At 70.1% G+C, this 13,189-nt stretch carries 9 protein-coding genes; 2 read left to right on the top strand and 7 right to left on the bottom strand.

Annotation, left to right across the window (positions count from 1 at the left end):
* Positions 1-56 precede the first annotated feature (56 nt).
* The 3 genes from IPG72_13885 to IPG72_13875 all read right to left on the bottom strand — a co-directional run bounded on the left by IPG72_13885 (position 57) and on the right by IPG72_13875 (position 4,213).
* Complete coding sequence (locus IPG72_13885; protein ID MBK6770074.1) at positions 57-2,636, bottom strand: hypothetical protein; 2,580 nt, start codon at positions 2,634-2,636, stop codon at positions 57-59.
* 173 nt (positions 2,637-2,809) lie between these two features.
* Complete coding sequence (locus tag IPG72_13880; GenBank protein MBK6770073.1) at positions 2,810-3,058, bottom strand: hypothetical protein; 249 nt, start codon at positions 3,056-3,058, stop codon at positions 2,810-2,812.
* A 420-nt stretch (positions 3,059-3,478) separates the two neighbouring features.
* Positions 3,479-4,213 carry a chlorite dismutase family protein gene (locus IPG72_13875; protein MBK6770072.1) on the bottom strand — a complete coding sequence of 245 codons (735 nt, stop codon included), beginning with the start codon at positions 4,211-4,213 and terminating at the stop codon, positions 3,479-3,481.
* A 130-nt stretch (positions 4,214-4,343) separates the two neighbouring features.
* On the opposite strand from IPG72_13875, the gene IPG72_13870 reads away from it, so the two are divergent.
* A complete protein-coding gene (locus IPG72_13870) occupies positions 4,344-4,946 on the top strand; it encodes a VTT domain-containing protein (GenBank protein MBK6770071.1) in 603 nt (200 codons plus the stop codon).
* A 33-nt stretch (positions 4,947-4,979) separates the two neighbouring features.
* On the opposite strand, the gene IPG72_13865 is transcribed toward IPG72_13870, so the two are convergent.
* Positions 4,980-5,690 (bottom strand): hypothetical protein, encoded by a 711-nt coding sequence (locus IPG72_13865; GenBank protein ID MBK6770070.1) that lies wholly within the window; start codon positions 5,688-5,690, stop codon positions 4,980-4,982.
* A 118-nt stretch (positions 5,691-5,808) separates the two neighbouring features.
* Positions 5,809-7,869: a VWA domain-containing protein gene (locus IPG72_13860; GenBank protein ID MBK6770069.1), complete on the bottom strand. Its 2,061-nt coding sequence runs from the start codon at positions 7,867-7,869 to the stop codon at positions 5,809-5,811.
* A 316-nt stretch (positions 7,870-8,185) separates the two neighbouring features.
* Here IPG72_13860 and IPG72_13855 point away from each other — a divergent pair, with 316 nt between their 5' ends.
* Complete coding sequence (locus IPG72_13855) at positions 8,186-10,837, top strand: heparinase II/III family protein (GenBank protein MBK6770068.1); 2,652 nt, start codon at positions 8,186-8,188, stop codon at positions 10,835-10,837.
* Here IPG72_13855 and IPG72_13850 read toward each other — a convergent pair.
* Positions 10,820-12,223 carry an MFS transporter gene (locus IPG72_13850; GenBank protein MBK6770067.1) on the bottom strand — a complete coding sequence of 468 codons (1,404 nt, stop codon included), beginning with the start codon at positions 12,221-12,223 and terminating at the stop codon, positions 10,820-10,822. The two genes, IPG72_13855 and IPG72_13850, sit on opposite strands and share 18 nt — an antisense overlap.
* Positions 12,224-12,720: 497 nt before the next feature.
* A complete protein-coding gene (locus tag IPG72_13845; protein ID MBK6770066.1) occupies positions 12,721-13,176 on the bottom strand; it encodes an SRPBCC family protein in 456 nt (151 codons plus the stop codon).
* Between the last annotated feature and the right edge of the window lie 13 nt (positions 13,177-13,189).

Here is a 13,189-nt window from a genome sequence, read left to right as displayed (position 1 = left end):
CGTTCGGCGGCGGTGGCGGCACCGGCTCGTGGAAACCTACCGGTTCGTGCTCGTCCCTAGTAGTTCGTCCGCGTCCGCAGCTGGATGGTCCAGTTGAGGAGCTTGCCCTGGTCGCCGGCGCCGTTGTCGGTGATGCGGAGGGTCCAGTCGTCGCCGGGGAACTCGCCTTCGAAGAGGCTGAGGGTGTTGCCGGCGGTCTTGTACTTGCCGCCGATCGGGGCGCAGACGCTGCCGATCAGCGTGGCGGCGTCGTCGTCGATCTCAGCCACGATCCCGCTGCCGCCGGGGCAGATCCCGCTGAACAGGTCCGCCGTCGTGGAGACCGGCACGCCGGTCGGGTCGACGGTGTGGATGAGGTCGACGTCGAGGTCGCTGTCGTCGGAGTGCAGGACGCTCAGCTGGACGTCCACGTCGGTCACCTCGCACATCTGGAACACGTCCGCCAGCCCGTGCTGCACCTTGATCGTGTGCTCGGTCGTCTGCCCGTCGAGGATGTCGAGCTCCAGGTTGCCGCTCGCCATCTCGATCTCCAGCGGGCAGTCCGCCGGGCCGGGCGCCGGGTCGAGGCCCGGGCAGTCCGGCGGCTCGAGGCCCATGAACATGAAGCTGTTGTGGATCGGGAAGGCCAGCGTGCCCGAAGCCTCGTCGCCGGGCATGTCCTCGGCGGAGAGCACCGCCCCGTTGCGCGTGATCGTCACCGCGCCGAGGCCCACGACGTGCCGCAGGAACTCGCCCTTGCCGTCGAACAGCGGGTGGTGCCAGTACGTCGCGCTCACGATCGCGCTGCCCTTGAACCCGTTGTTCACGTAGCCCCACGTCGCCAGGTCGATGTACTCCACCTGCTTCTCGTTCAGCTTCTGGCAGACGTAGTCCATCAGCCCGTTGCTGTCGTAGATGTAGATCGCGAAGTCCGTGAAGCCGGGCACCGGGATGAAGTTCGTGATCGCCATCTCATCCGTCACACCCGTGTTGGACAGGTCCTTCACGAGGTGCGGCATCGCCAGCACCGTCGTGCCCGAAGCGCTGCCGCCGCGGTGGTTGCCCAGCTGCCAGTCGTACGCGTCGTACTCCTGGAGCATGTTGTAGGCGATCCCCTCGTTCGTCGATAGCCGCTGGATGTCCGGGTACTGCACGAGCTGCACGACCCCCTGCACCGGCGGCGCCTCGACCACCGGGCCGCCCGGCGTCGCCCACTTCTGGCTCTCGACGCGCACGCTGCCCACCCAGCTGCCCGGCAGGTCGGCGATCGCCGGCAGGAAGAAGCTCTGGCTGCCGCGCGGGCAGACCCAGTCCACCAGCGTCGTCACGATGTCGCCCGAGCGGTCGAGGAAGTAGACCTTCACCTTGGCGTTCACGACGTGGGAGAGGTTCTGCACGACGATCCCGGTGTCCCAGCCGTTGTACTCGCTGAACACGAGCGGGCCGTACGCCATCTGGCTGGCCGGGTTGAACGTGTACTCGCCGTCGAAGGTGTAGCGCAGGTAGCCGTAGCCGGCCACGTACGTCATCAACAGGCTCGGGGCGATGTGGTCGATCGCGATCGCCATCGGCTGGCTCGTGCGGATCCAGGCCGATCCGACCCAGCCCGGCCCGACGCAGTCGCTGGCGGCCCACTGGTACGTCTCGCCCGGCGAGAGCGTGAAGACCTCGCAGATCGTGGCGCGCAGGCACGTGTCCTGCTGCTGGAACCAGATCTCGACCGTGCTGCACTCGTAGCCGACGTTCTGCATGTACATCCAGCTCTCGTAGCCCGAGGCGCCGGCGTAGAGCAGCGGCACGTACGTGGTGTAGCCGCCGTAGACGGGGTCGTACACGCCCAGCCGCCGCCCGCCGATCGCGCCGTACTTGCTCGTGATCGTGCCCGGGCTGTCCGGCCCGACGCAGCGGCGGTAGACCTCGACGGCGATCGGCTGGCCGACGGCAAGGTCCATCGGGATGCCGCCGAACACGCCGCCGGTGTCGTAGGCCAACTTGAAGCGGCGGTAGTCGTCCGCGTCGCCGACGATGTTGAAGAACAGCGTCTCGCAGAAGTAGGCGGCGATGATGTCGTCCTCGCCGCCGACCAAGCCGAGCAGGCCGAGATCGCTGAACATCTTGGTGGACAGCCCAAACGCCTGCGCGCTCTTGGCGCCGGCCGGGATCTGGGCGCCGAGGAAGTTCCAGCTGCTGCCGGGCTTGAGGATGCCGGAGCACTCGATCTTCAGCGGACCGGCCGCCTGCGGCGTGCAGAAGCCCGGCGCGCCGAACAGGACGAGCGACACGGCCGTGAAGCCGGCGCCGACGTTCTGGGCGGTGACCCAGGTGTCGCAGACCTCGTCGTTGCCGAGGTAGCCGAGGATCGGCAGGAACGCCTCGGACGCGGCGGACTCGGGCTGCAGGATGGCCGGCAGTGCGGGCGGGTTCGGCCCGGGGATCCCCGGCCCGGCCTGCGGCGCCATGCCGGCCGAGGCGACGTCCGTCGTCAGGGCGGGCGCATCTGGGGCGGTGACGTCGTGCGATGTGTCCGGCCCGGCCTGCGGCGCCGACTGCGCCAGCGCCGCCGGAGCGCGAAGGGCGGCGCCAAGGGCCAGGCCCATGACCGCCGCAAGGGCGAACAGAAGTTGGGGGAGAAGCTTGCCAGTGAGTTTCGTGTTCATCTCGACCTCCGACAGTGAGATGGTTGGCGGAGCGAGCTCCGCCGCGACGAGGGAAGCGGCGCGGCCGGAAGTGGCCGCGGTATGGGCCGGCGTCCTACGGCTGCCGATGCCGTTGGGACGCGGGGTTCGTTCCGACAAGGGAGGGCGCGCGTTGGCGCCGGGGCTTCGCGTGCTCATGACAGCATCCGCTCCTGCGCCCCGCTCAGGCGCTCGGCGGCTTCGCGGATCAACCCGACCGGCAGGTCCAGCGTGTTGAAGTACACCGTCCGCCCGGTCTGCACGTTGTGCGCGCTGCCCCGCAGGACCAGCTGCTCGCCGTCCGGTTCCGCCCACAGGCGGACCATGAAGCTCTCGTGCCACGGGGTATCGGTCGTCATCATCGCCTTGCTCCTGCCTTGCCAGCCCAGCTGGCGGTTCGTCATCGGTGGGTCCGTCGAGACGGCGTCCGCCGCGCGATGCGGGGGTTGCCGTGGCCGTCATGGTGGTGTGGTCGACAGAGATCTAGTTGCCCTCGAACATGTCCGCGCCTCCCCGGTGCCTGATTGCGGCGACAGACTACCGGGGGGGCGTCAGGCGGGCGTGAGGGCATCGTCAAGGCATCGTCAAGCCCATCCAGGCGCGCTGCGGATCCCAGAGATCACACCCATCAAAGCGCTCAAGCTCAACCAGCAAGCGCACAAGCCCAACAAGAATTCGCACAACGAGAAAGGCCCCCCGCCACGAGGGCGAGGGGCCTTGGGTTCGCGTCGGCCCTGTCTACACGGGGCGCGCTGGAGCGGGACGGGTGTCCCGGGGGGTGCGACGGTTTACCGCCGGAGGAAGGGGCCGTAGATCACGGGACGCTACGCGTTCCCGCCCACTCCATCCCGCTGCCACACCGCGTGCCCGACAAAGAACGGCCCGAGCCGGTCCATGAACGTCGATGTCTGGCGCGTCTTTCGCATTTCCTCGACGACCTTGGAGAGCGGGTGCAGGTCGCGGCCCGTCAGGGCGACGACGAAGTCGTTGTCGTGGGTGTCGAGGCCGAAGCACGCCAGGCGGACGTCATGCGCCAGTCCGGCGCGGCCGTAGGCCATGCCGATCGTGCCGTGCTCTTTGAGCATCTCGCGCTGTTCGGAAAGAGGTGCGGCGGCGAAGGCGCCCTTGCGCCGCAGCGGGTACCACACCGCCCAGCGCTCGTCGGGGTTCAGCACGGCGCGGCGCGGGCGATCGAGGAGCGTGTCGGCTAGGTCGGGCTCATAGCCGAGGCTGTACGTCCGGCCGAACATCGTCAGCTCGGGCTTGTGGGCAAGCTCGGAAAACGGCGGGGTGTTCAGGAAGGCGCGCAGCTCGGCGACGAAGAACGTCGGGTCGGTGGCGAAGGTCAAGAGCGCGACGCCCCGCGGGTCGCCGGCGTCGGCGTAGAGGACGGCGCCGAACGGTGCGGCGGTCAGTGCAGCGACGAGCGGCCCGGGATCCGGGCAGCCGCCGAAGGCCTGCAACTGCATGTACAGACGTCGGTCCAGCACTTGCGGCGCACCATCCCTTGGCCCGCCTTTCTCGGCGACCTCGGGAACGGGCAGGCCGGGCTCGATCATTGGGGTACGCATCCCTCTGGCGCATGAGCAACAGGGCCGGGCGAAGCGCGTGCTACAGTATCGCCCCCTCCCGGCACCGACGGACGATCGACGCCCGAAGTATACGGCAGCGCACGACAGGCAACCCGACGTGGAGATCGACGCTCTCTTGCATCAACTGCGCAACCTGCCGCTGTGGGTGATCTTCGCCGTGCTGTTCGCCGGGACGTTCCTCGAGTACATCCTGCCGCCCTTTCCGGGCGACACCGTCGTCGTGGCCGGCGCTGCCCTCTTCACCGCGCTCGGCTGGCCGATGTGGCCGGTGTTCGTCACCGTGACGGCCGGCGCGGTGGCCGGGTCCGCGGCTTCGTGGTGGGCCGGGCGGGCGGTCGCGCGGCGCGGCCTCGATCGACTTACGCCGCGCACGCGCGTGGCCGTGACGATGCTGCTGGACCGCTTCGACCGCCACGGCCCGATGTACCTCGTCGTGAACCGATTCCTGGCCGGCGTGCGGACGTTCTTCTTCGTGGCGGCCGGCATGATGGACTACCGGCTCGGCATCGTCCTGTTCTGGTCGACGGTGAGCTCGCTCATCTGGAACGGCTGCCTGCTCGCACTCGGCCGCGTCCTCGGCGGCAACGTCCAAGCGCTCACGCGCGTGATGCGCGACTACAACCTCGTCGTCGGCGTTGTGATCGTCGCCATCTTCACCGCCGTTGCCTGGAACGTCTGGCGGGCGGTGCGAACGGTCTGACGCGTGTTCGGAGGGACGGACGGTCCGGGTCGATCAGTCGTCCTCGCGGGTAAGGTCGATTTCCCGGCTCTCCTCGCGGCCGTCCGTGTGCTTGTAGATGAGCCTGATCTTCAGCTTGTCCTCGCCAAAGCAAATGTCGCCCTGCCGCCCGCTTGCGGCCACGGACGTCGCCGGTCCGCCGCCGATCTGCAGCCGGACATCCGTCACGTTTTCCGTGCGCCAGTTCACCGCCGTGCAAAGCTGATCCTTGCCGAGATTCGCTTGGCCGTTGTCCGGATAGAACTCGATGACCGGCAGACCGCTGTTGGCCGTCGGCACCGGTGCGGTCGTCGGGGCCACGACAGGTGCGGCGACCGTCGGCTGGGCGACGGCGGCGGTCGTCGGAACGACCGGGGGAGGCGGCGGGAGCGTCGGCGCGGCGACGGCCGTCGGCGTCAGCGTGGCGGTGGGGGTCACGATGGCGGTCGGCGGCGGCACATCCGTCGGCGGCTCGGCCGTCGCGGGCAGAGCGGTCGGCTCGGCGGGTGTGGCGGTGGGATTCTCGCAGGCGCCGAGCGACAGCGCGAGAACGCCGAGCGCGCCGGTGGCGACGATCGTCGCGAACGCGCGGGCGCGGTGGCTCGACGACGACACGGCGGCCGGACGAGTGGACGGATGGGCAGGGTGCACGGTCGGCTCCAGGCGCTGTAGGTGAAACGGCGGGATCGGCGCGCCGGCGGTGTGCGCGGCGGCGGCAGGATACACCGAATCACGCGACGATGCCGTACGCCCGTCGCCTCAGAGGGCGACCGGCGTACGGCATCGTGTTCCACATCACTCCATCACGCGAACGCGGACTGAACTCAGGCCATGGCGGTCAGGACTACGGACACGGGATGATGCGCGCCACCTCGCGGTAGATGCGCAGCAGGTCGGCGGCGTCGGGCACCGGGTAGAACAGGGCCGGGTCGCTGGCCACCTGCCGCAGCAGCGCCTCGTCGATGTCGCTTCCCAGGCCCACCGTGATCACGGCGATCCCGGCGTTCTTGGCGGTCTGCGCCCAGTTGTGGACGAGCTGGATGTCAGGACCCGAGTGCGCGCCGTCCGTGACGAGGATGATCGAGCGCTTGTTCTCCGAGCGGTGACGCGCGCTCAGCAGTTCCTCGGTGCCGGCTTGCAGGCCGGTATCGATGAACGTGCCCGCAGCCTGCGTGGCCGGCAGCGTCTGCAGCGCGGCCGCAAGCGCCGCCTTGTCGCTCGTGAGCTGTGCCGCCATATGGCTCGTCGCGTTGAAGCCGATGGCGGCCGCTTGGTCCGATGGCTTGAGCAGGTTGACGATCTCGAGCGCCGCGGCGAGCGCCGCGTCGATCTTCCGCGGGCCGCCCGGATGGGTCGGGTCCGCCATGCTGATCGACGTGTCGATGACGAGCGCGACGTCGATCGTCTGCTCTTCGGGACGGCACTCCGGCCAGTTGCGGAACACGACGGGCAGGTAGAGGTCGCTCGGCACCCGCGTTGCCGTCGGCGTCGCGGTGGCGGTGGCGGTCGGAAGGGGTGTCGGCGTATCGGTGGGCGTGCTCGTCGGGACCGTCGTCGGCGTTGCGGTTTGCGGGATGACCTCGACGAGGGCGGCCGGGAAGTCCATCATGCCCTTCAAGCCGTCGCTGTCCGTCCACTCGATGCCGGCGCTGTCGCTGATCGGCCAGACGCCGGGCTCCTGCGGCGCGACGCGATACGTCAGCGTCTGCGGCATCGTCCCGGTGGGCAGCTGCCATTCGATGAGCTGGCCGGTGATCGTCGCCGTCACGGGGTCCACGGAAGCCGGGTCGAGCGTCATGTTCGCCGCGACCTGGTCCTTGGCCTTGAGGTCGGTCAGCGCGACGGGCTTGGGCGCGGCCAACACGTCTTCATAGAGCTCGATGATCGCCTTCACCTCGCCCGGTTCGAGCACCATGCTCCCGTGGGTGGCGAACGACCGGTGGTTCTTGCGGTTGAGATTGCGGCCGAAACCGACGGAGATGACGTGCGTCGTCCGGTCGAGCTCCGAACCGCGCAGATCCTTCAGGCAGAACTGGAAGTCGCTCATGAGGATGACGATCGTCACCCGACCGTCGTCGCCGAGATTGGCGCGGCTCGAGTTGCCGTTCAGGAACTTCGCCGCTTCCTTCAACCCTGCGTTCGGGTTCGAGAGGTCGAATCCGCGCATCCGGTTGGCGCCGCTCGACACGTCGGACGGATCGTTCGTCAGGTTCATCTTTACCTTGGCCTGCGCCGCGAACGACACGAAGCCGATCCGCAGCCGGTCCGAGGCCATGTCGCGTTGGATCACGGGCTGCTCGAGCAGGTCGCGGACGAACGTCTTCTCGTCACGCAGCAGGTCTTCCTCGCCGGCCGGCTCGAGCGCGATCTCGCGCCCGGCCTGCGGGTCGGGCGTCGCGGTTCGGCGCGGCGGGCGCCGCGGGGTGTTCGTGGCCGTCGGCTGGAAGCCCCCGCCGACGTTGGCGCAGAAGGCCGGCTCGTCGCGGTTGCTGCCGCTCCCAGGCGTACCACCGACCCCGCCGCCCGGGTCCTCCGTGGCGCGCGGGTCCGGCGTCTCATCCGGCGGGGGAACGCGCCGAGTAGCCGTCGGCCGTCCACCCGCGCCGCCGCCCACGTCCGCACGCGTCATCGACAACGAGTCGTCGCCGACGATGATCAGGTCGACCGGCAGGCGCTTGGCGCCGCACGTGACGCTGACGACGAGCGTGGCGTCCACGGAACTCCCGAGCGCCACCGTCTCCGGGGCGATCGACTTCTGCGTCTCGGCGTTGCACGTCGTCACATCCTGGACGGCGGGCTTGGCGCTGGACACTTGGGTGCTTCGGCCGAGCACCCCAACCTGCACCGCACCAATCGCCACCAACGCGACGAACGCCGCGCCAAGCGATGCCCACTTCGATCGCACCCCCGTGCTTCTTCCGACCATGCGACTCACCTCCCGTGCTCAGCGCGTCGATCCGGCGCCGGCCGTCCGCTCGGTGCCATGGAGCGTGTCCGGAAGACATGGATCGACATGAATCGAAGGCTGGACGTCGTCACGACATCCGAATGACGCCCTGGGGATGAACCCCTGGGGATGAACACTGTCGGCCGGAGACAGGGATAGCCGATCGGTCGCCGGGCGTCGGAATTTACACTTTGATTACAATTGGGGCTGACTCGCGGCCGTCTGGGTGTAACCTTGGCCTCGAACACGACCCCGCGCGTGTCGGGAGGCGATCATGACCCGGTGTTGGCCCAGTGGTCGAGCGGTCGTCGCGCTGGCGTTCCTCAGCGTTGCCGGGCTTGCCGACGCCCACGCCTCGCTGGGCCAGCCTCTCGCGCTGCGCGTGGGCCATCAACGCGCGGCGCAAGAGGAACAGCCGACGATCTTCGGCGGTCATCCGCGCCTGATCGTGGGGGGGTATCGCGGCGTCTCGTTGGACGAGCTGCGTGCGGCCTGCGCGCGGCCCGAGCTGAAGGGACAGTGCGAGCTGATCGGCGGCCGGCACATCCTGGACGATGCCATGCGCTACCTTCTCGTCGGCGACGTGGCCGCCGCCGGGCGCGTCAGGACCGAGCTCCTGGCGTGGAACACATGCGGTTCGGGCGACGTCGGCGTCGAGCACAGCACGTGGGGCGGCTACGCGCTGGCGTACGACTGGATCTGGGACACGTTGTCGGCCGCCGAACGCCGGCAGATGAACGGCATGTGGGCGGACTGCGGAGGTGCGGTCCGGAGCGTCCTCGACTCCAACGGCCCCCACCTGTGGCACGGCTACACCTCGCTCGCCGCATCGCTCGCGCTGATGGCGCTCGCCTGCGACGACGATCACTCGGGCTGCGGACCGCTCCTGCAGGCGGCGGTCGAGCGCTTCCGCGGCCGAGCCCTCGAGGCCTACGCCGTGGTCGGCGGCGCATGGCCCGAGGGCTACAACTACGAGCGGAGCCACTTCTTCTCGGCCGACCCGCCCGGCCAGTACGTCATGGACGCGCTGCGGGCCTGGGACTCGTCGGTCGAGCGCGACACGCCGGCGCACGCCAGCTTGTTCGAGACGATCGCCGTCGATGAAGGCGATTGGCTGCGCGGTCTCGGCCACCACGTGCTCTACGGCACGCTCGATGCGTACGGTCCGAACGGCAAGCGCACGCTGCTGCGCGGGGGCGACATGCCGACCGGGCAGTCATGGCCCAACAAACAGTATCGGCCGTTCGTCGACAGCATCGCGCGCGTGTACGGCGACGGTGTGCTGGCGAAGTGGGGCCGCGATCTCGAGTCCGACTGGTCGTTCGTGGGCGGCGACGGGACGTACCACCCGATCCACCGCTACAGCCTGCCGTACAACCTGCCGCTCGACGTGCCGTCCCATGCGCCCGACGACACGAACGCCCCAGGCGACCCGCCGCCCCTCGGCCGCATCTGGGCGCGCGACGACCTCGGCTACGTCATCGCCCGCTCCGGCTGGGGCGTGGGCGAGACGACGCTCGGCTACCGGGCCGGCAAGTGGTTCACCGGGCACCAGCACCTGGACCAGGGCCACCTCGACCTCTGGCGCAAGGGGCCGTTGACCGTCGACGCCGGGGTGTACGCCAACTGGGGCACGCCGCACCGCGAGGCGTATTACATGCGCACGGTTGCGCACAACACGCTGCTCATCCCGCGGATCGGCGAGACGTTCGACCAGCATCCGTCGCTCGGTTCCCAACAGGTCAACGACGGCGGCCAGCGCATCCATACCTACGCCCGCGGGGGCTGCGCGCAGTGCATGCAGAGCGTGTCGGAGTGGCGAGCGAACGTCGGCGCCGGCCTGCACTTCGAGGCCGGCCGCATCGACGCCTTCGCCGATGCGCCGGCCTATACCGTCATCGAGAGCGACCTCACGTCCGCCTACAACTCGATGGCCCACGCGACCGCCGGCAACGTCGCCAAGGTCGAGTCCGTCCAGCGCGACATCGTCTTCCTCCGCCCCGACCTCGTCGTCGTCACCGACCGCGTCCGGACGACGGACGGCACGTCGCCGCCGCGGTTCACGCTGCACCTGCCCGGGCGTCCGGCGCTCGATGACGCCGTCGTCGACACAGGGACGGTCGACGACGGTATCCTGCATTCCGATGCCGACCGCTTTACGTTCGACAACGGCACCGGCGGCCGCCTGACGATGCACGCGCTCGCGCCGTTGGACGCGGGCCTCACGGCCATCGGCGGTCCCGGCCACCGCTACTGGGTCGACGGCGCGAACCGCGACGCGGGGGCAAGTGGCTTGGAGGGCACGCCGGCCGAGCCGGGAATGTGGCGCGTCGAGAGCGCGTCGCGCAGTTCGTCGACCGCCGGTCGCAACCACCTGCTGGTCCATGCGCTGACGGTGACGGACACCGGGCGGACGGCGCTGCCGGTGTTCTTGAGCCGCGGGCGCACGGATCGACCGGGCGCCAGAGCGGCGCACGTCGTCGTCCAGGACGGTGACGGCGTCGTTCGCGCCGTGGTGCAAAGTGCCAGCGTGCCACGCGAGCGGGTCGCGACCGCGTACCTGTCGATCTCCGGCACGCTGCCGCTGCGCCTCGAGCTGCTGGCCACCGACCTCGAACCGCGCGCGACGCACGTCGTGTGCTTCATGCCCTGCACCCAACCCAACCGTTGGACGACGACTTCCGACGACGAGGGCATCCTGTTCGTGCGCTCGGAGCGCGCGGTCGACGTGTCCGGGGGCTCGGCGGTCTTCCTGGCGCGCTGCCCGCCCGTCGACGGCGAGAGCGATTGGTGGCGGCAGGTCTGCGCCGAGCCCGATCGTCTGCCGACGTTGACCGCTCCGTCGACCCCCGCGCCGACAGCGACGGTCAGGCCCGCATGGGACGGGCGCGCGCTGCTGCCATGGGGGTCACGGTTCGCGCGGTAGCGGCGCCGCGCCGGGCGGCGACACGCCGCTCAGCCACCACACCCCCGCCGCCGCCAGCGCCACCGCCGCCCCGAGCGCGGTCGGCAGGCCGAGCCAAAGCGGCGCCCCGCCCAGCGCGATCGCGCCGCCGAAGACGAGGCCCGACGCCAGCGCGGGGCGGCCCGGCAGCCGGTCGGCGACGGCGAGCCACATCGCCGGCGTCGCCGATTGGAGCAGGGCGACCCCGGGAAGGAGGAGCGCCAGTCGCTGGTCGGCAAAGGACAGGAGCGCTGCGGCTGTCGTCAGCGCCCCGAGCGCCCAATTGCGCCGCCCGAACCGGTCGCTCGCGAAACCGCCGACGACCTTGCCGATGCCGGCCGCCAGCGCGAGCGCCAGCAACGCCGAGTGCTGGCCCGCCCAGACGAACTGCACGGCCGTCCAGACCGTCGACCGCAGCGCGATGGCCATCAGGAGCAGCGCCATGACGAGGTCGTGCAGCTCGAGCTGATGCGCCGCAGCGCGGCCCGACGTCGACGCGCTCTGACCCGGCGCATCGCCATCGCGTCGTTTCTCGACCGGCCGCGAGATGTCCCGTGGATCGACGGACGCCGCCGGCAGCAGCGCGATGACGGTCGCGAGCGCCCCCAACAGCGCGAGCCACGGCCCGCCGGCCGTCCACCCGCCCGCCGCCATCGCCCCGCCGACGGCCAGCCCGACGACCCCCGGCGCCGCGAACACGCCCGCCTGCGCCGCCCGCCCGTCGGCGGCCGCCAACGTCATCGCCCCGCCGCCGACGTGGAACAGCGACGATCCGATGCCCGCCAGGACGACCGCCGTCAGCGCATCGAGCGGCCGCGCGATGACCGCGGCGGCGCCGCAAGCGATACCGACGAGCACCGCCGCCCGCGGCCGACCGACGCGGTCGACGGCCCAGCCGACAAACGGCTGGGTGGCGAAGGCGAGGGCGTTGTAGAAGAGAGCGATGAGGACGGCGGACTGGGGTCCTTCGGCGGCGGCGACGGCGCCGAGGAGGAGAGGCCGGCGGCGCCATCGGAGACGGCGTGGGTGAGGCCGAGGAGCGGTGGGACCGCGGCGGCGTGCATGAACGGCACCCTTCGGCGCGATGCGTGCGCCGGGTTGACAGTGGCCGCGTTGGCGGTGATCGGGGGTGGGGCGACGAAAATGGTGTCGTCTCCTCGAGGCAGATTCGGCGGTCAGACGGTTAGTACTCGCCGCCGTAGACTCGTTGCAATACGACGAGGAGGCCGAGCGCCAGCGGCGCGTAGCTGACAGCGTTGACCACGGCGGCGTGGCCGAGAGATCGCCGCCAGCGCCCGTCGCCGCGGACGAGATGCAGGACGACGGCCTCGATGAGCACCGTGACCAGCCACAGGAACGCGAACGCACCGAACCAGGCGACGAGGGCACCCGGGTCCGACGGACTCTCGGCGTACCCGTAGGGCGAGGCAAAGGGCTGGAGCCCGCTGAGCCGTTCCACGAGCGCGCTGCCCGAGCGGCTGAACACGATGCCGACAATCGTGGAGATGACGTTCATCGCGACCGCCGCCTTCCAGATGGCCGGCCAACGTTGCGACCGGTCAAGCCAACGCAGCACGACCCCCTCGCCGACAGTGATGATCACCACGAGGTACACGGCGGCCGCCAGTCCGAACGAGAAGGCCTTCACCGCGATCGGGACTGCCATGTCGAGCAGTGCGATGGCAGGGAACAATGGTCCGAAGATCGGTGGATGCAACGTAGACCTCCTTGGCGCGCGACTGCGACGGACGCGATGAGACAGCGGCGCATAATACGTGCCACTGTCTCTCTTGCCGAAGTCGACCGTCACACCAATGATCTGCATCCGCGGCGCGACCGGCCCATACGCCGGTCCGACCGCGGTCCTACGCCGGCCCCAGTGTCACGCGCTCGAGGTTGGCCATCTCTTCGGCGTACAGCCGCCGCAGGACGAGCGGCGCGACGAGCCGCTGGACCCAGCCGGCAAGGCCGGGCTCCGTCCAGACGGTATCGAACCGCACCGCCGCCCGCTGCCCGCCATCCAGCGGATCGACGGTGAACGTCGTCACGACGTCGTTCCCATCGAGGCCGGACTCGACGAGGACGCGGCCCGGCTCGGGCTCCGTGATCCGGGCGCGGATCCAGCGATCGACGCCCAGCACGCGCATGCCGAAGCGGATGACGGTCCCTGCGCCGACGCCGCCTTCCTCGACCGTGAGGTCGTGGAAGACGCGCGGCGGCAGGATGCGCGGGTGGCCGTCGACGTAGTCGGCGATGACGGCGTACACCGACGACGCCGGGGCGTCGAGCACGGAAGCGTGTGAGACCTCGATGCGCGCCATCTGGACTGACCCA

It is taken from the genome of Candidatus Avedoeria danica (assembly GCA_016703025.1).
GTDB classification, from domain to species: domain Bacteria; phylum Chloroflexota; class Anaerolineae; order Epilineales; family Epilineaceae; genus Avedoeria; species Avedoeria danica.
This window is presented reverse-complemented; position numbering and strand designations above follow the sequence as displayed.